We start from the raw sequence: 18,429 nt of genomic DNA, 5'->3' as shown, positions 1-18,429 counted from the left end.
CGCGTGAAATACGTCTTGCTGGGTGGAAATCCCGGTAACACCCGGTATTATCTGCGAAAATACCGAAATCGGGAGGATGCCGGGTGCAGACCAAGAAGATCATCAACGACGGCAACCGCGCCGTCGACGAGATGCTGGAAGGCATTCTCGCCGCGCATCCCCGCCATCTCAAAAGCGTGGACGGCAGTCCACGCTCCATCATCGCCCGCGACGGACCGCGCCAAGGCAAGGTCGGTCTCGTCATTGGCGGCGGCTCTGGCCATGAGCCGAGCTTCCTCGGCTACGTCGGCAAGGGATTGGCCGACGCGGCGGCCATCGGCAACGTCTTTGCCTCGCCGCCGCCGGACCCGATCCTCGAATGCGCCAAGGCAGTCAGCGGCGGCGCCGGCGTGCTGTTCATGTACGGCAACTATGCCGGCGACGTGATGAATTTCGACATGGCCGCCGAGATGGCGGCCATGGACGACATCGAGGTGCGTACGGTGCTGAGCACCGACGACGTCGCTTCGGCACCACGCGACCAGCGGCACAAGAGGCGCGGCGTCGCCGGGAATTTCTTCATCTTCAAGGCGGCCGGCGCTGCCTGCGACCGGATGCTGTCCTTCGACGAATGCGAGCGCATCGCCGGCAAGGCCAACGACCACACTTTCACCATGGGCGTGGCGCTGTCGCCCTGCTCTTTGCCGCAGACCCGCCGGCCGAATTTCGAGATCGAGCCGGACGAGATGGAGATCGGCATGGGCATTCATGGCGAACCCGGCATCGCGCGCGAAAAATTGAAAACAGCCGACGAGATCACCGACGAGATGCTGGACAGGATCCTCGGCGAGATGGCGCCGGTGCGCGGCGACAAGGTCGCGGTGCTCGTCAATTCGCTCGGCTCGACGCCGCTGATGGAACTCTACATCATGAACCGGCGCGTGAAGCAGAGGCTCGACGAGATCGGTGTGTCCATTCACGCAAGCTGGGTTGGCAATTACTGCACCTCGCTCGAAATGGCGGGCGCCTCGATCACTCTGCATCGGCTTGACGGCGAGTTGCAGACGATGCTGGACCACCCTTGCGACTGCGCCATGTTTCGCGCCGGCTGAACCTGCTCCTCGTCAAGGGACAATAGTATGACGACAATCGACACCGCCCGCCTTGCCGGTATGTTCGCAACGATCGCAACCGCCATGTCAGCCGACAGAGACCGGCTGTGCGCGCTTGACGGGGTTATCGGCGACGCCGACCACGGCATCGCGATGGAGCTTGGATTCTCCGCGGCCCGCGATGCGGTCGCCGCGCTGGACACCGGGGCGACCGATCCGACCACCTTGCTGAACACGGCAGCAAAGTCATTCCTGAACGCGGTCGGCGCCTCCTCGGGCCCGCTCTATGCCACCGCGTTCATGCGCGGCGCGGCAGCCGTCAAGGGCAAGACGACACTTGGCGATGCGGACGTGGTCGCGCTGTTCCAGGCCATGGCCAAAGGCATCCAGGATCGTGGCAAGGCCGAGCCGGGCGAAAAGACGATGATCGATGCATGGGAGCCGGCAGCGCAAGCGGCGGGCGAAGCGCTGGCTTCCGGCAAGGATCTGGCGGGCAGTCTCGAGGCTGCCGCGCAGGCGGCAAAGGCAGGCGCGGAAGCGACCAAGGCAATGGTCGCCACCAAGGGCCGGGCCTCCCGCCTTGGCGAGCGCTCGCTTGGCCATATGGACCCAGGCGCCGCGTCCGCCGTGACCGTGATCGAGGCGATGCGGGTCGCCTTGACCAGTTAACTCAGCAGCAGGTCCCTCGCGTCAGCGCTTGGCGTCGAGCTTGTCGACGGCCTGCACGTTTGCGGCGGAGGGGCCGTTCGGATCGAACTCCGAGGCCAGCCATGCGTCGGCGATCGATTTCGCCAGTTCCGGGCCGATGACGCGGGCGCCCATGGTGATGATCTGGGCGTTGTTGGACTTGGCGGCGCGCTCCGCGGAATAGGTGTCGTGGGTCAACGCGGCGCGAATGCCCGGCACCTTGTTGGCGGAGATGCTGACGCCGATGCCGGTGCCGCAAAACAGGATGGCCCGGTCGTACTTGCCGTCGAGAACTTCGTGGCCGACCGCGGCGGCGATATCGGCGTAGAATCCGGCCTGGCTGAGATCGACGACCTGCAGTTCCGGCTTGCCGGCGAGATGCTTGGCGATGACATCGAGCAGCGGCTTGCCGGCGCTGTCGGCTCCAAGTGCGATCTTCATGGTGATGAACTCCTTTGCTTTCGTGTCGTAACAGTCAGCGCGCGATGGCGGCCGACGCCTTTTTCAGAATGTCGATGTAGCCTTCCGCTTGCCACGCCGAGCGGCCGATGAACAGGCCATCGATATGCGGCTGGCCGATCAGTTCGGCTGCGTTGCCGGGATTGACGCTGCCGCCGTAAAGCACAGGTGGAGCAATCGGCAACCGGTCGGCGGCAATCTTCTTGATCAGCGCCTGCTGCCTGTCGGCATAGTCGGCGCTGGCGGGAATGCCCTTCTCGCCGATCGCCCAGACCGGCTCGTAGGCAAAGAGGATTTCTGCCTTCAATTGATCGCCGCTCAGCTCTTGCAGCGCGCCGAGAACCTGTGCCGTCAACACCGCCTCGGCGCGGCCGGATTCGCGTTCAGCCAGCGTCTCACCGACGCAGATCAACGGCACGAAGCCGTGCCTGACCGCAGCCGCCGTTTTCAATCCCACGGCCGCATCCGTTTCGCCGAAATGCTCGCGGCGCTCGCTATGGCCGAACTCGATCAGGTCCAACCCGCAATCCTTCAGCATCACTGGCGAGATCTCCCCCGTCCAGGCGCCGGCGTCGGCCCAATGCATGTTCTGGGCGCCGACCTTCACGCGGGTGTTGGCGAGCGCCGCCTTGACCTGGCGCGCTGCGGTGAACGGCGGAATGACGAAAGGCTGTATCGCCTTGTCGAAACCAGGCACGAAGGCGGCCAGCGCATCGGCGAACTGCAGCGCCTCGGCAAGCGTCTTGTTCATCTTCCAGCTCGTGCCGACCCAATATGGGGTCATTCTTTTCTCCTTCAACGCGTGTTTTCCTGGCCACCAGTGCCGGCGTCGAGCCGGCATTTCACTCAAGCTTGAGGCTTGAGACTGTCGCGGCCACTGTCGATGTAAGGCGCCCAGAAATCCACCGACTCGCGGATCATCTCGATAACCTGATGGTCGACTGGTTCTCTCTCCCTGAAGGAAAGTTCAAGGCAAATTTCGTTGTCGGTTCCGCCGCCCTGCCGAACGGCATCCAGCAGTTTTTGCGGCACTATGCGGCCATCCTTGTTGTAGGCGGCCGTGAACGGCCAGTGCCCGCCCTTGTTCATGGACGACTGCTTGATATGGATGATCGGCGATTGCAATGGAAACGCTTTCGCCCAGGCATAGGGATCGGTGTCGGCAGGGTTGGGCGAGGTCACATCGCCATGGTCGATATCTACCATCATCTTCATCGGTATAGGCAGCTTCGCCGCATCGATGGCGCTCTGCAGCGTGACGCAGCTTTCGATCGTGTGGCCGAACTCGCGGCCGACCGACATCGGCTCCCAGAACAGATAGGTCAGGCCCGCCGCCTTGGCGTGTTCGGCCACCTCGCGCCAGCATTCGAGCGCGATGTCGAGCAGCACTGCCCGCCGTTGCGGATCGTCGAAGTCCTTGTAGGTGAAGATGGCGAACTGCGTGCCCATGCCCGACGCGCCGAATTCGGCGGAAATGTCGGCAAACGTCTTGAACCAGTCGACATAGTAGCGCCGGACATCCGCATCCGGGTGGCCGAAATGGTTAAGCCTGCCATAGGGTCCGGTCATGCCCGAGGTGATCCGCACGCCGGTCCTCGCCAATGCGCTGTTGAACAGGCGAAGGAATTTGGCAATCGTCGCCGCCGGCCAGCCCGGATTGACGAATTCGTGCGTCAGCTGCACGTCGCGGATGCCGATGCCATAGGCGATCGCGTCGATCAGATCGTCTGGATCGGCGAAGCGATTGACCAGGGGATTGGTGTTGAGGGAAAGCGTGAAGGCCATCAGTCCGTCGTCGCCATGATGTTGGAGAACCAGTCTTCGAAAATCTTGCGCTCGGCTGCATTGATATGCAGGCCATGTTTGGTGCGGCGCTCCAGTATATCGGCTGGTGTACCTGCCCATTCGGTTTCGACCAGGAACTTTGCTTCCCGTTCATAGAAATCGGGACCGAAGCGGTGGCCGAGATCCGCTTCGTTATGCACGCCGGCCAGCAATTGCCTGGCGCGGGTGCCATAGGTTCGAGCGTAGTGCTTCACCAGCGACGGGCTGAGCCATGAAAACTCGGAATGCAGATCACTCCGGAACTGCTCGAAGTCAGCATTGGGAATGTCGCCCCCGGGCAAGGGAATTTTGGCCGTCCAGGCTTTCTTCATGGTCGGAAAGAACGGCTGGATCTTTTCCAGCGCATGTTCGGAGAGCTTGCGGAAGGTGGTGATCTTGCCGCCGAACACCGAAAGCAGTGGCGCGTTGCCATTGGAGGCGTCGAGTTCGAAAATATAGTCGCGCGTCACCGCGCTTGGATTGTCGGCATTGTCGTCATAGAGCGGACGCACCCCGGAGAAGCTGTAGACCACGTCCTGTGGCGTCAGCTGCCGCTTGAAGTAGCGATTGACCACCTTGATCAGGTAATCGACTTCGCTTGCCTCGGCCGCCACTTCCTCGGGCCTGCCTTCGTAGGGAATGTCGGTCGTGCCGATCAGCGCCAGATCGTTCTCGTAGGGGTTGACGAAGATCACCCGCTTGTCGCTGTTCTGGATCAGATAGGCCTGCCGCCCCTCCCAGAATTTGGGCACGACAATGTGGCTGCCCTTCACAAGACGAACATTGCGTGTGGAATTCTGGCCGGCGACGCGGCTGACAATGTCGTTGACCCATGGCCCTGCCGCATTGATCAGTGCGCGCGCCCAGACTTTCGTGACCGCACCCGTGCGGCCGTCCTGTATGTCGATCGACCACAGGCCATTTTCGCGTCGTGCCGCAATGCATGCAGTGCGCGTGAGCACCCTTGCGCCGAGCTGCCCGGCGTCCAGTGCGTTGAGCAACACCAGGCGCGCGTCGTCGACCCAACAGTCGGAATATTCGAAGCCGCGCTTGAATTCGTCCTTGATCGGCGCGCCTTCCGGCGATGTTCTCAGATCAAGCGTCCTGGTTCCCGGCAGCCGCTTGCGGCCGCCAAGATGGTCGTAGAGAAACAGTCCGAGCCGGACCAGCCAGGCTGGCCTGTCTTGCGGGCTGTGCGGAAGAACGAAGCGCATCGGCCAGATGATGTGCGGCGCCGCCTCGAGCAGCACCTCGCGTTCGATCAGCGCTTCGCGAACCAGCCGAAACTCGTAATATTCGAGATAGCGCAGACCGCCATGCACCAGCTTGCCGGAGCGCGAACTGGTGCCTTGCGCGAGATCGTCCTTTTCGCACAGGATGACGGACAGGCCGCGACCGGCCGCATCACGCGCTATGCCGGCTCCGTTGACGCCGCCGCCGATCACGAAGAGATCGACGACATCTGTTGTATTGCTCAAGATCTTGCTCCTGTGCGGTGCGCCATGCCCTTCCATACCGGCCGAAGCGCCCGGTGCGCCGCAACGAAGGAAGGAAAGAGCGCATCGTAGGTTTGCGAAAGCACCTCGTCATAGGCATCGCAGTCGCCGAGAAGCGGCGTCACCCACTCGGCAGCGCAGTCTTCCATGGAGCCGTAAACGCCGAGCCCGACCGCGGCCATCATCGCGGCACCTGCGGCGCCGGCTTCCTGGCGGCTGCTGGTGCGCACTTGCGCCCGGGTCGCCGCAGCGATGATGCGCCGCAATGACGGGCTGCGCGCGGCGCCGCCCGACAGCCGGATCTCGCTCGGCACGGTGCCCATCGCCTGGTAGCAATCACGGGCCGCGAAGGCCAATCCCTCGAGGACGGCGCGCGCCAGATCGCCAAAGCCGTGCTTTACCGAAAGGCCGATGAAGCCCGCGCGTGCGTCGGGGTCGACGAATGGTCCGCGTTCGCCAGCCAGCGATATGTAAGGCTGGTAAATCAGCGATCCCGGCTCGGATGCTTCCACCCAGACATCGAGTGCCTTCAGCAACTCGTCATGAGAAGGTTTGCCACCACCCGTGGCGAGCACGTCGCGCGCAAGGCCAAGCAGCCAGTCGATGTTGAGCGTCGCCGCCATGTTGGACTGCAATTGTGCAAAGCCGCCTGGGATAGGCATGGCGATGGTGTAGCCGGAGCCATCATCGTTCAGCACGACATCGTCGGGAGTGGCTGCGAAACGCGTGTGTATGCCGGTCGAGCCGATGACCGTGCAGCCGACATTGCCTGAGGGATCGTAGAGGCCGGCTCCGAGAGCCGTCATGACCATATCCACATAACCCAGCACCACCGGCATGCCTTCGAGCAGGCCGGTCTCTCCCGCTGCCGATCGCGACAGCGCATGATGGTCGGTGGTGCCTTCGAGCATGGGAGGCAACAGGCGGCGATGCGTCGTCAGATCCAGGATGTCGAGGGCTTCGTTGGAATAGGTGCGCGAGCGAAAATCGCCGAAGGTGAAGGTTCCTTCGGAGGGGTCCGTTGCGCGTTCGCCCGTCATCTTGAAGTAGAGCCAATCCTTACAATGCAGTGCGGTCGCCGCTCGCGCCAGCATCTCCGGATTGTTCTTTTTCATGAAGGCAAGCTGGGCACCCTGCTGGCAGGAATTGAGCCCCGTGCCGGTTAGCTCGAACCGCCTGCGATCCCGGGGATCGGCGCGCATCTCATCCACCAGATGTCCGGCGCGCGCGTCGAGCCACAACCATGCGCGCGAGACCGGCAAGCCGGCGCCATCGATCAGCCAGGTTCCGTCGCCCTGCCCGGTGACCGCTACCGCCGCGGTTCGTTGCGCGAGGTCGGGGATTTTGGTCGCCAGATCGCGAACGGTCCGCGCCATGTCGCGCCAGGTCTGATCGAGGTCCTGCTCGGCGCCGCCGCCCTCCAGGGTGACGAAGCTGTTGGGTACCGACGTCATGGCGAGCTGCCGCCCGGACAGATCGAAAGCGACCGATTTGATCACCGACGTTCCCGCGTCGATGCCGATCAGCAGGTCTTTCATGACGCAAATTCCGGTTGGTTATGAAGGCAGTTCACGAGGGCAATCTCGTAGAAGAGGCAGGGAGTGTCCGCAAGGACACCCCCTGTGCAGGTTTTATTCAGACAGCACGAAGGGTGCGGTGTACTTGTCGACATTGTCTTTGGTGATGAGAAGGCAATCGAACAGCTGCTTCTCGGTCGCCGCACCGGTGGCGCCCGTCTTGATGAACGAGTCCGCCTGCTGCACGGCCTTAGCCGAGAAAATGGCGACCGGCTGAAGCACGGTATACTGCAGTTCACCGGACTTGATCGCCGCAACCGCATCCGGGGAGCCGTCGAAGCCGCCGACCTTGATGCCAGCCAGCTTGCCGGCTTCCTTCAGCGCCGCAACCGCACCAAGAGCCATTTCATCATTGCCGCTGATCACGGCGATGATGTCGGGATTGGCCTGCAGCATGCTCTGCATCTTGTCGTGGCCCTGGGTGCGATCCCAGTTGGCGACCTGCGAAGCAGCCTTTTCGAGATCCGGATACTGGCTCAGCACAGTTGCGTAGCCGTTCGAGCGCGTCGCGGCGTTGTTGTCCGACGGGGCGCCGAGCAGTTCGACATATTTGCCCTTTTCACCGACCGCCTGCACCCATTGCTGGGCACCAAGAGCAGCACCCTGCGCGTTGTTGGAGACGAGCTGTCCCTTGGCGAGGCCCTCCTGGTTGATCTCTGCGTTGACGAGGAAGACCGGGATGTTGGCGGCTATCGCCTTCTTCACCGCGCCGACAGAGCCGTCAGCGTTGGCCGGGTCGAGAATGATGGCCACCGACTTGTTGGTGATGGCGGTGTCGATCAGGTTGCTTTCCGTGTTGGTATCGCCCTTGTGGGCACCGACATTGGCCGTATAGCCGAGCTTCTCGGCTTCGGCCTTGGCGACGTTGCCCTCGGTCAGCCAGTAGGGGTTGGCCGGATCGTTGACGATGATCGAGATCAGGCCCGCGGCCGACGCGGCCGCCGTAAACCCGACGACCATCGCGGCGGCGAGCAAGCTCTTAAGCATGGTTTTCATGTACATTCCTCCAATGACTACGCGGTGTTGCTGCCAGTTCATCTGGCAGTCTTCCCTTGGGCAGGATTGGCCGGTTCGGCCTTCCCCCGTTTCTGAGAAGTCGGTTGGCCACCTGTCGCGCTTGGGAGCTTGCTGCGGCGGCGATACTGAACGGCATTGAGGAGCACGGCGAGCACGATGACCGCGCCCGTGAACACTGTCTGCCAGTAGGATGAGATGCCGATGATCACCAGACCATCGGACAGGAAGCCGATGACGAAGGCCCCGAGCAGGGTTCCACGGATGTTGCCGCGCCCGCCGGTCAGTGCCGCGCCGCCGATGACGACGGCGGCGATGGCCGTCAGCTCGTAGGTGGTGCCCGCGGTCGGTCCCGCCGACGTCAGCTGCGAAGACAGGATCAGGCCGGCAATGGCGGCGCAGATGCCTGACAGCACGTAGACGGAAATCTGCACGGTCTTGACCGGAACACCGGACAGTTCGGCCGCGCGCTCGTTGCCGCCTGACGCGTAAAGCCAGCGCCCGAATGCGGTTCGATTCAGCACGATGCTGCCAATCAGCGCGATGACGACGAGAACCACGACGCCGGTCGGCACGCCGAACAGGCGGTTGAAGCCAAGCGCATCGAAGCCGGTGTTTCCCAGCTCCGGCTTGCCGCCGAGATTGTTGTAGGTCAGGCCACTGGTCATCAGCAGCGCCAGGCCGCGCGCCATGTACATGACGCCGAGCGTCGCCACGAAGGCCGGTACCTTGAAGCGCGCAATGAGTACGCCATTGATCAGCCCGACGACGGCGCCCAGCATGCAGGCCAGCACCGCGACCACCCAGACCGGTGGGTAGAGAACGACGCCCAGCCAGGTCAGCGTCACCCCTTGCATCAGGAACCCGGCAACGACGCCGGCGAGGCCGAGCGTCGACCCCACCGACAAGTCGATGCCGCCATTGAGGATGACGAGCAGCATGCCGATCGCGAGAATTCCGAAGATGGCGACATGCGAAGCCATGGTCAGGAAGTTCGCCACCGAGAGGTAGTAGGGCGACAAGATCGAAAAGACGACGATGATGACAATGAGGGCAAAGAAAGCCCGGCCCTCGAGCAGCAGCTTGGCGAGATCGAAGCCTTCGCTCGCGCTTGGACTGGACTGTTTTCTGGCCTGGCTGACATCGGTCATGGTCTGGGCTCCGAAATTCCTGGTGATCAGGCGACCACGGCTTCGCCGGAGGCGGCCATGATCTGCTCTTTGGTGGCGTTGGCGCCGAATTCAGCTGAAATCCTGCCGCGGCGCATGACGACGATGCGGTGGGCGATGCTGAGGCATTCGTTGACCTCCGAAGTGGAGAAGATCACCGCAAGGCCCTGCGCGGCACGCTCGCTCAGCAAGCGGAAGACCTCGGCCTTGGCGCCGACATCGATGCCGCGGCTCGGCTCGTCGAGGAGGATAACTTTTGGGTTGGTCGTCAGCATCTTGCCGATGACCACCTTCTGCTGATTGCCGCCCGACAGCGATCCGATCATGGCGTTGCCGCCCGCGGTCTTGATGGTCACCTTGCGGATCGAATCCTCGATCAGCCCACGCTCCTTGGTGCGGGACAGAAACAGCCCCTTGGCGAACGCTTCGATGCTGGCAAGCGAGAGATTGCGGCCGACGGTCATGGTCTGCACCAACCCGTCGCGCTGGCGGTCCTCGGGGACCAACACAAGACCCTTGGCGATGCGCTGGGCGATGCTCAGCCCCGAGACGTCCTCGCCCTCCAGAAGCGCGCGGCCGCCCGCCATCGGTACCCGTCCGGCGACGGCTTCCAGCAATTCCGTGCGCCCGGCGCCCATCAGCCCATAGATGCAGACGATCTCGCCCGCTCTGACGTCCAGCGACAGATGATCGACGACGGAATAACCGGAGCCAGAAGTGTCGACGACGCTGACATCCTCGATCGACAGAGCGACCTCGCCGAACGCATGACCGGTCGGCGGCGAGCCGAGATCGAAGTTCTCGCCGACCATGTTGCGCACGATCCACTCGAGGTCGATATCCCTGGCGTCGGCCGTCGCCGTGATCGCGCCGTCGCGCAGGACGACGGCGTAGTCGGTGATCTGCAGGGCTTCTTCGAGGTGATGTGAAATGTAGACGATGGAGACGCCGCGGCTGGTCAAATCGCGGATCACCTTGAACAGCACCTCCACCTCTGTGGCGCTGAGCGCCGAGGTCGGTTCGTCCATGATCAGGATGCGGGAATCGACCGACAGTGCCCGCGCGATCTCGACGATCTGCTGCTGCCCGAGGCGCAGATCCTCGACCAGGGTCATTGGGTCGATGTCCTCTTCGAGATCGGCCATCAGCGCGCGCGCCTGGCGCGATTCCTCGGCGAAGTCGAGGCCGGTCCTGGTGCGCAGTTCTCGGCCCATGAAGATGTTGTCGCGAACGCTCAGATTCGGCGCCAGGCTGAGTTCCTGGTGGATGATCGAGATGCCGCGATCGCGCGCGTCGGAGGACGAGGAAAAACTGACGAGATTGCCGTCGAGCACGATGTCGCCGGACGTCGGTGTGACGACGCCAGACAGGATCTTCATCAGCGTCGACTTGCCGGCGCCATTCTCTCCGAACAGCGTGGTGACCTTGCCGCGATGGATGTCGAAATTGACGCCCTTGAGGGCGTGGACGCCGCCATACGACATGACGATGTTGCGCGCCGAAAGCACGGCGTCGCCATTCGCGGGTCCGTTGCCGGCAGCCGGTCTCATTTGACGTCCAGCCTCACCGGAGTGACCAGCCAGCTCTTCGGATTGACCAGCTTGAAGGCGCCGACCACCGATATGGTCTTGCCGGTCAAGGCGCTGGTGTCGATCTTGGCCAGGACTTCCTTCTTCATCTCGTTGTTCAGCGCCGAGCCGGCGTCCTGGTATTCGATCTGGTTGGTGAACTGGCCGAATGTGATCTTGCCGGTGGCGTCGCGCAGCTCCGTGCCGTTGATAGCCGGTCCCGTCTGGACGCGGATCATTAGCGTGTCGGGCAACCCATCGACAGCAACCTTGTAAATGCCCGATTTTCCTTCACCGACAACGCCGCTGAACTTGACCGAGATGACCGGCCCGACACCCGCGGGCACGCCGTATTCCTTTTCGGCCGTCGCCCTGTCCTTGGCGATCGCCGTCGCCACTGTCATGGCGTCGGCGGCACGGCCCTCGACATCGGCCTGCACCTTGGGAAATTCCGACTTGCCGTAGTCGGCGGCAGAGAAGACGGCGCTGCGGACGTCTCCGGCGGATCCGATCCTGACCACCTTGGTGTCGAGCGCCATGGCGCCGAGCAGAACGACAATTGCCGCGCCGGCAAGTGCCCGGCGCAGGCCGGGCGAGGCCGACCGGGTCGATGTGGTGGCAGCCTTCGCGCTCATGACGCAACCGCCAGCAATGCAGATCCGCGCTTGTCACGCATTTGACGATCCTCCGTTCACATGGCGCTTTGCACCATTGGATTGGTTCTTTTCGACAAGAGCGCGCGCAGTGCTTTCATCGGTGATCAGGCCGCTCAGATAACGGCTTTCGAGCACCGCCCTGATCGCGCGCACTTTCACCTTGCCGCCAGCGACGGCGACGATCCTGCGACCTTTCAACTGGTCCCGCGGGAGCGCCAGAATTCTTTCCGACAGCGCCGTTTCCACCGGGCGCCCGTTGTCGTCGAAGAAGTGGGCGAGCAGCTCGCCGACGCCGCCATCGCGTTTGACCTCATCGATTTCGGAATGTTCGATCATGCCGGTAGCGACCAGCGAGGCTTCCCGCTCGGCGGTTCCTATGCCGACGAACATCAGGTCGGACCGGCTTGCCAGTTCGAAGACATCGCTGATACCGCGCTGGCCAAGCAGCACCTCACGGTCCTCGGCGGTGTTGGCGACGAAAGGCACCGGCATCACATAGGCCTGCGCGCCGGTCCGCTCGGCCAGCCGATGCATGACGTCGTGCGGGTTGGCGGCGAATTTGCGCGTCACGCCGCCAAGCAGCGACACGAAACGGATATGGGCGGCGGCGGTGCGCGTCAGATATTCGACGCTTGCAGCAAGGGTGCGCCCATGGCCGACGCCGATCAGCATGTCCTCGCCGCGATCGATCTCGCGCTTCAGAAACTGCGCGCCGGCGATGCCAAGCGCCTTCAACGGCAATTCGTCCTGATCGAGATCGGGAACGACCTCGCAGTAATCGAGTCCGTAGGTACTGATCAGCTGCTGCTCAAGATCGATGCATTCGCCGACGTCGCCGTCGATGATCACCCTGACAAGGCCATCCTGGGTGGCCCGGGTGATAAGCCGGTGCGCCTTGAGGCTGGTCAGGCCAAGCCGCTTGGCCACCTGAGCCTGCGTGAGACCCCCGGCATAGTGAAGCCAGGCCGCGCGCGTGGCGAGGCTGGATTCATGGTCGCGGTTAGCGGTTCCGCCGGATTTCAAGCCATCTCCTCCCTGAGATGATATTATTATCTTTGTGTGCAAAAATTTTCACATCCTTGCATTGCTGTCAATCCTTCCCCGGACTTGGCGAGTGCGTCTGCCGGGATTTCACAGGCCTCGCCCCTCCTGAAACGCCGGTCCGCCGGCGCATCGGCAGGCAATTCCAGTCTATTTAGGAAGTAGGCATGTTAGGCAATCATACTGCGGTGTTATTTTAACGTCAATCTATGTTACATCATGCCGAGACCAGCAGACATGCGCCGACCGTTGCCGCCGCATTTCGCGTCAATTAACTGTTTTTATTGAGTTATATCCAGTAGCGCAAACATCCCAATCAGACTGTGAGGTGGGTTACTTTCGCGCGCGCAGCGGCATCGGCAAAACCGACCGGATTGCCACGGGAAAGGGCATCGGCGACGGAGCGATCAGTCCAACCGCATCAGGTTCCGGCCCTCGAGTTCCACAACTGCGGCCTCGATTTCCTGCGCAATGCGCTCAGCACTCCAGTCAAGAGCCCGCGCGGCGATCGACGCGATCTCCTGCAAGTCCCGGCCTGTCAGGGAACCGGCAATCGCCAGGGTGCTGCGGCGCATGACGATATCAGCCAGATGTTCGACGAATTCGTTGCGGACGATGTAGTCGATTTCCGACCGGCTGTAGCTTTCTGAATCCGGCAGTCGACTCTCATCATCCGGCCCATGCCTGGCGATCTGCGTAGCTCTGGTGCCGTATCGTGACAGCAGCTGATCGAGACGCCGTTCCTCGATGCCTGTTTCCGATCGCGCCCGGGCCAGCCAGTCTGCGCGTGCCGAAGCATCGGGCGGGAAATCCCTGCCGCCGCCAATCGGCATGGCTTGCGTCGTCACCTTACGGCTGCGCTTCAGGCGCCCAAGCACCGTATCGGCGACTTCCTCGGCGAAGCCACGGAAGGTCGTCCATTTGCCGCCGATTAGCGAGATAACCGCGAAAGGCCTGTTCCGGTCCGGCTCGGCGACCGGCGCCGAGTGATCGCGGCTGATCAGCCCAGGTATCGATGCATCGGAGGCCGGCAGCGGCCTGATGCCGCTATAGGCATAGACGATCTGCTCGCGCTCGAACGCCATTCCCGGCAGCAGCGTCCGTACGCTGTCGAGCAGGTACTCGACTTCCTCGGGCTCGCAGCGCACCTCGTCGGGATTGTCGGCCTTGATGTCGGTGGAGCCGACCAGCGCCAGGCCGAGATAGTCGTAGACAAGGCAGATGCGGCCGTCGTCGGCCTCGAAATAGAGCATGCGCCCGGCCAGGCTTTTGACCAGTTCGTCGTGCTTCAACAGGATGTGCGAGCCCTTGGTGCCGCCGATCATCTTCGACGGCGCACCAAGCAAATCGTTGACGTCGTCGATCCAGGGACCGGCGGCATTGACCACCAGCTTCGGCCGCACTGAAAAGGCCGCGCCGTTTTCCGGCTGGAAGGTCAGCACGCCATCGGCCGAAGCCACCGGCGCCGTGTAGTTCGCGCTGGCCGAGGCCGCATTTGCCTGCAGCCCATCGAGGATCAGTTCGAGCACCAGCCTTTCGGGGTGGCTTATCTTGGCGTCATAGTAGGTGCCGGTGGCGACGATCGAAGGGTTGAGCGCCGGCATCTCACTGAGCGCCTGGCGCCGCCCGACCATGCGGTGGCGCGGCATGACCTGGTTTCGCGAGCCATAGAAATCATAGATCATCAGGCCGATCTTGATCAGGATGGCACCGCGGCTGCGCGGTGCGCTGGTCGAGCCGAACACCGTTCGCAGCGCCGCCAGCATGCCCTTGCTCCAGGAAAAGATCGGGATGACGGTCGGCAGTGGACTGACATAATGCGGCGCGTTTTTCAAAAGCAGATTGCGTTCGAGCGTCGACTGCGCCACCAGACCGAACTCGCCGGTTTCGAGATATTTCAGGCCACCATGAATGAGCCGGGATGGCGCGGCACTGGTGCCCGAACCGAAATCGGCCTTGTCGACGATCAGGCAGCTGACACCCTGTGCGCACAGGTCGCGAAACAGGCCCGCCCCGTTGATGCCGGCGCCGAGAATGACGACGTCGACCTCGCCGGTCCCGGCCATGGCGGCCAGACGCCCGGTCGGCTTTTCCGTACGCGTTCTTTCAGCAGGGTTCATGGCGCTTTCGTCTTGACGATGCGCAGCTTCACGCCGGCCCGTTCGAGGGCTTGCGCCCGTGCATCGCCCAGGCCTTCGGTCGCCAGCACGACGTCGAAGCTGGTCAGATCGTCGAAGACGTGCAGCGCGATCCTGTCGAACTTGGCATGGTCGACCAAAAGGATGCGCTTGACCGATGCTGCCATCATCGCCTGCTTGACCCGCACGACATTGGGATCCTGGATGAAGGCGGTGGTTCCAGTGATGGCTGAGGCTGAACAGATCAAGACATTGGCGCGCAGCTGTGCCACTGCGTTCTCGCAGACGATACCGATATAGGCGTTGTAGGTGCCGTGGTACTGGCCGCCGAGGCAGATGAAGTCGATGTCGTCAACATTGGTCAGCAGTGACGCCGTCGCCACCGAGTTGGTGATGACGGTCAGCGGCTTGACGTCGAGCAGCAGAGTGGCGGCGGCATTTGCTGTGGAGGAATCGTCCAGCATTACCACCTGGCCGGCTTCGACATAATCCAGTGCTGCCCGCGCCAGCGCATCCTTTTCGGCGCGATTGACCGTCACCCGGTAGCGGAAGGCGCTTTCGTAGAGGCCTGAAGGCTGAACCGTCACCGCACCGTGCAGCTTGCGCAGCACGCCCTGCTGCGCCAGCCGGTCGATGTGCCGGTGGATGGTCATGCGCGATACGCCGAAATGTTCGACCAGATCGTCGATGCGCACCTGGCCGAGCTTGATCACATAGTCAGCGATCTCTTCGCGTCGTTCGTCGGCCTTGATCATGCGGTTCCCCCAGTGTCTGGCCGCGCCAGCCTCTCGATCTCCGGCCAAAGCGGTTCGAGCGCACCTGCTATGCGGCCATAGAGGGAAAAGCGCTCGTTGAACACAGCACTTGAGGCCGGCACCGGCTCGTATTGGCGCGCCGTCATGCCTGCCTGCCTGGCACCTTGTTGCGGCGTCGCGAACATGCCGACCGCGGCACCTGCGCAAAGGGCAGCGCCAAAGGCCGCGGCCTCGTCGGTCGAGGTGACGGTGACCGGGGCATTCAGCACATCGGCGAACATCTGGACGAAAGCCGGATTGCGTGAACCGCCCCCGGTCAGGCGGATCTCGCTGATAGCAAAGCCCTCGCGCAAGGCTTCGACATGGGAGCGATGATTGAAAGCAATGCCCTCCAGAACCGCCTTGAGCATATCGCCGCGATCGTGCCAGCCGTGAAGGCCGACAAAGCTGCCGCTGGCGACATCGCCAAACGGGGAGCCGAACAGATAGGGATGAAACAGGATGGTCGACCGCTTTTTCAGGGCCACGTCAATCTCTGCTGCCAGAAACTCGTGGATCGAGCCGCCATCGACCGATGCCTTTTCCTGCTCCGAGCGGCAGAATGTGTCGAGAAACCAGTCGTAGTTAGCGGTCGAGGCTGGCGAGATCGCCATGTTGTTCCAGCGGCCCGCGTCGATGGCGTTGCGACAGAACCAACGCGGGTCGATGCGCGGTTCCAAAGAGACCACTTCGTTGATGGAATAGGTCCCGGCGACGATGGCGAGCACGCCCTCCTCATGGCCGCCCATGCCAAGCGCGGAGGCGGTCACGTCATGCAGGCCGCACGCAACCGGTGTTCCCTTGGCAAGGCCGGTCATTTCGGCGGCCTCGGCGGTGACGTGGCCGACGATTTCAGCCGAATGCGCCACCGGCGGCAGCGCGTCGAAAAGATCGTCCAATGCGAAGATGCGCATTGCTTCAGGCGCGAAGGCTTGCGTTCGGAAATCCGTGAATGAGGTGCTGGCCTCCGTGCGGTCGGTACCGATCGTGCCCGACAAGCAAAAGCGCAGCCAGTCCTTGCAGGCCAGTATATGCCCGATGCGCCCATAGCGGTCGGGTTCGTTCTTCCTAATCCAGGCCAGCAGCGCCGATGGCGCCGAGACGTGCGGCGCCTGGCCGGTGCGCGCCAACGCATCTTCGAAGACCCCGTCCGCCGACCATTGTTCGACAATCTCGCCGGCGCGGCTGTCGAGCGACAGGATCCCGGGCCTCAGTGGGCGGCGATCCTTGTCGAGCAGGTAAAGACCGTCGCCATGCGCGGTCGCCGCAACCGCCTTAATGTCGTCGGCAGGCCGGCCGCACAATGCGATCGCCTCGCGGATTGCGTCGGCGGTCGCTTGCCAGAGGCCGGCCATGTCGCGCTCCACCCAGCGCGGATGGGGCATCGATTGCGCAACCCGCCGGCGCGCCACCGACAACTGTGTGCCATCGGCATCGAAGATCACCGCCTTGGTAACCGTGAGACCGTTATCGATTCCGAGCAGACAGGGCATGGTCACCGCCTCTTTCAGCGACTGGCGATGCGCACTGCAAGGCAATCCTGCAGGCTGGGGCAAGGGTGACAGATATAGCGACGATCGACGAGCAACTGTGATACAAAGCGATGGGACCCAACGGATCAAATGAACCATATCTCGATGTTAATTTAACGTCAACATCTGAGATAATTCAGCGTACATCTGTAAAATCGAGCACCACGAGTGATGCAGGGGTCCGAAAAATCCCTGATTTATCTGTATTTTTTTGCTGTGAAAACATCCCAATTTGATCGTTCATTCAGCCTGCGAACACCATAGAACCGAAAGGCGAGATCGGCCAATGCGGCGGGATCCAACTTCGCCGTCAGCTCGGCCGTCGGATACTTGAATGTCTCGAAGAATAGGAAGCGCATGCGGACATTGCGCAGATCGACGCCGGTAGCCGTGTTCTTTTGGAAGACGATCAATGCGGAAAGGGCAATCGGCAAAGCAACGCGCCACCGTGTCGGACCCGTCTAGGCTTTTGATTTCATTGTGGAATTTTTCCAACACTGGCAACTCATCTATCGCCTGCTATGGACGCCGAGCGTCCTTTTATCGACCGGCCAAGGTCAAATCGATCTCGGTAATGTGCCAGCGGCCGAGATTGGCGGTGTAGAGTTTGTTACCCTTGAATGCGATATTGGTGGGGTGCGCGAGTGTCGTCGCAGCCGAATCCTCGATCAATGTCTCGAGTCCCCGGTCCTTGCGCCAGCGGTAGATCCGGCTGGGCTCATAGCATGAAATGAACAGCGAGCCGTCCGGAGCGAAGGCTAGACCATCCGGGACGTTATGCACGCCTTCGATAACGACCTGTCGCGGCCCAGCCGCACCGTCGGCAAGGATCGGCACGTAGCTGACACACGACGCATTGCTTTCCACCACATAAAGCCCGCTTCCCTCTGGCGACATGGCCATGCCATTGGCGAAGGACATCGCCTCCTGGCACCACAGGCGGCCCTCGCCCGTTGTGAGATCGTAGCGGAAGATGCCGGAACGATTGTCTTCGCCAACGCTATCCGACACGTAAAGCCAACCTCTCGCCTCGTCGACGATGGGATAATTCGGCACGCGGATGCCGGACGACGCGAAGCGTTCCATGCGCGCGGTCGCGGCATCCCAGCGAAAAATCGCGGCGTGCCTGAGGTCGCAGGCAAAGCAGTTCCCGGCGCTGTCGAAAGCAATGCCGAGAAGGAAACCGTCCGTGCCGCCCATGCGCTCGACCGAGCCGCCATCGGCGGCCAACCGCAGCAGGTCGCCGGTTTCGGTGCCGCACCAGATCGAGCCATCGCGGTGGACGGTCACGCCCTCCGGGTGCGCGACGCGCGGGCTGGTGAAGATGCCGTCGAAGAAAACGCGCGCGGCGGACATGTCGAGCAACGGCTTTACCATGGGGCC

The 18,429-nt window shown here is 62.5% G+C and carries 17 protein-coding genes; 2 read left to right on the top strand and 15 right to left on the bottom strand.

All coding sequences use genetic code 11. The features are described from left to right. The first annotated feature begins 83 nt into the window (after nt 1–83). Nucleotides 84–1,091: a dihydroxyacetone kinase subunit DhaK gene (locus NKI73_RS13485; RefSeq protein WP_352630310.1), complete on the top strand. Its 1,008-nt coding sequence runs from the start codon at nt 84–86 to the stop codon at nt 1,089–1,091. A gap of 27 nt (nt 1,092–1,118) precedes the next feature. Next, nucleotides 1,119–1,760: a dihydroxyacetone kinase subunit DhaL gene (dhaL, locus tag NKI73_RS13480; RefSeq protein ID WP_352630308.1), complete on the top strand. Its 642-nt coding sequence runs from the start codon at nt 1,119–1,121 to the stop codon at nt 1,758–1,760. A 21-nt stretch (nt 1,761–1,781) separates the two neighbouring features. Here dhaL and derI read toward each other — a convergent pair whose 3' ends face one another. The 15 genes from derI to NKI73_RS13405 all read right to left on the bottom strand — a co-directional run bounded on the left by derI (nt 1,782) and on the right by NKI73_RS13405 (nt 18,423). Further along, entirely contained in the window at nt 1,782–2,219 is a 438-nt protein-coding gene (gene derI, locus NKI73_RS13475; RefSeq protein ID WP_023756733.1) for a D-erythrulose-4-phosphate isomerase, read from the bottom strand. A gap of 34 nt (nt 2,220–2,253) precedes the next feature. Further along, nucleotides 2,254–3,021, bottom strand: coding sequence for a triose-phosphate isomerase (locus NKI73_RS13470; protein ID WP_352630306.1), 768 nt, complete (start codon nt 3,019–3,021; stop codon nt 2,254–2,256). Between the two features lie 62 nt (nt 3,022–3,083). Then, nucleotides 3,084–4,022 carry a sugar phosphate isomerase/epimerase family protein gene (locus NKI73_RS13465; protein ID WP_352630304.1) on the bottom strand — a complete coding sequence of 313 codons (939 nt, stop codon included), beginning with the start codon at nt 4,020–4,022 and terminating at the stop codon, nt 3,084–3,086. Continuing rightward, complete coding sequence (locus tag NKI73_RS13460; protein WP_502905613.1) at nt 4,022–5,575, bottom strand: glycerol-3-phosphate dehydrogenase; 1,554 nt, start codon at nt 5,573–5,575, stop codon at nt 4,022–4,024. Before NKI73_RS13460 ends, NKI73_RS13465 begins: the two co-directional genes overlap by 1 nt. Then, nucleotides 5,536–7,095, bottom strand: a complete 1,560-nt coding sequence (locus tag NKI73_RS13455) for an FGGY-family carbohydrate kinase (RefSeq protein WP_352630300.1) — start codon at nt 7,093–7,095, stop codon at nt 5,536–5,538. The genes NKI73_RS13460 and NKI73_RS13455 overlap by 40 nt, the downstream gene beginning before the upstream one ends. 93 nt (nt 7,096–7,188) lie before the next feature. Then, nucleotides 7,189–8,130 (bottom strand): D-ribose ABC transporter substrate-binding protein, encoded by a 942-nt coding sequence (locus NKI73_RS13450; protein ID WP_013533072.1) that lies wholly within the window; start codon nt 8,128–8,130, stop codon nt 7,189–7,191. A 38-nt stretch (nt 8,131–8,168) separates the two neighbouring features. Beyond that, nucleotides 8,169–9,299, bottom strand: coding sequence for an ABC transporter permease (locus NKI73_RS13445; protein ID WP_127382043.1), 1,131 nt, complete (start codon nt 9,297–9,299; stop codon nt 8,169–8,171). 26 nt (nt 9,300–9,325) lie between these two features. Beyond that, nucleotides 9,326–10,867 carry a sugar ABC transporter ATP-binding protein gene (locus tag NKI73_RS13440; RefSeq protein WP_352630299.1) on the bottom strand — a complete coding sequence of 514 codons (1,542 nt, stop codon included), beginning with the start codon at nt 10,865–10,867 and terminating at the stop codon, nt 9,326–9,328. Next, nucleotides 10,864–11,520 (bottom strand): DUF2291 family protein, encoded by a 657-nt coding sequence (locus NKI73_RS13435; protein ID WP_352630297.1) that lies wholly within the window; start codon nt 11,518–11,520, stop codon nt 10,864–10,866. The genes NKI73_RS13440 and NKI73_RS13435 overlap by 4 nt, the downstream gene beginning before the upstream one ends. A 33-nt stretch (nt 11,521–11,553) precedes the next feature. Next, nucleotides 11,554–12,564: a sugar-binding transcriptional regulator gene (locus NKI73_RS13430; protein WP_352630295.1), complete on the bottom strand. Its 1,011-nt coding sequence runs from the start codon at nt 12,562–12,564 to the stop codon at nt 11,554–11,556. A gap of 425 nt (nt 12,565–12,989) precedes the next feature. Further along, on the bottom strand, nt 12,990–14,702 hold the full coding sequence (locus tag NKI73_RS13425; RefSeq protein ID WP_502905612.1) for a glycerol-3-phosphate dehydrogenase/oxidase: 1,713 nt from the start codon (nt 14,700–14,702) through the stop codon (nt 12,990–12,992). Further along, nucleotides 14,699–15,475 carry a DeoR/GlpR family DNA-binding transcription regulator gene (locus tag NKI73_RS13420; RefSeq protein WP_352630293.1) on the bottom strand — a complete coding sequence of 259 codons (777 nt, stop codon included), beginning with the start codon at nt 15,473–15,475 and terminating at the stop codon, nt 14,699–14,701. The genes NKI73_RS13425 and NKI73_RS13420 overlap by 4 nt, the downstream gene beginning before the upstream one ends. After that, nucleotides 15,472–17,007: an FGGY-family carbohydrate kinase gene (locus tag NKI73_RS13415; RefSeq protein WP_352630291.1), complete on the bottom strand. Its 1,536-nt coding sequence runs from the start codon at nt 17,005–17,007 to the stop codon at nt 15,472–15,474. The genes NKI73_RS13420 and NKI73_RS13415 overlap by 4 nt, the downstream gene beginning before the upstream one ends. Before the next feature lie 236 nt (nt 17,008–17,243). After that, on the bottom strand, nt 17,244–17,480 hold the full coding sequence (locus NKI73_RS13410; protein ID WP_352630289.1) for a hypothetical protein: 237 nt from the start codon (nt 17,478–17,480) through the stop codon (nt 17,244–17,246). Between the two features lie 106 nt (nt 17,481–17,586). Then, nucleotides 17,587–18,423, bottom strand: a complete 837-nt coding sequence (locus tag NKI73_RS13405) for an SMP-30/gluconolactonase/LRE family protein (RefSeq protein WP_352630287.1) — start codon at nt 18,421–18,423, stop codon at nt 17,587–17,589. Nucleotides 18,424–18,429 lie beyond the last annotated feature (6 nt).

The organism is Mesorhizobium sp. M0496, from assembly GCF_040321205.1.
Taxonomy (GTDB): Bacteria; Pseudomonadota; Alphaproteobacteria; order Rhizobiales; family Rhizobiaceae; genus Mesorhizobium.
This window is presented reverse-complemented; position numbering and strand designations above follow the sequence as displayed.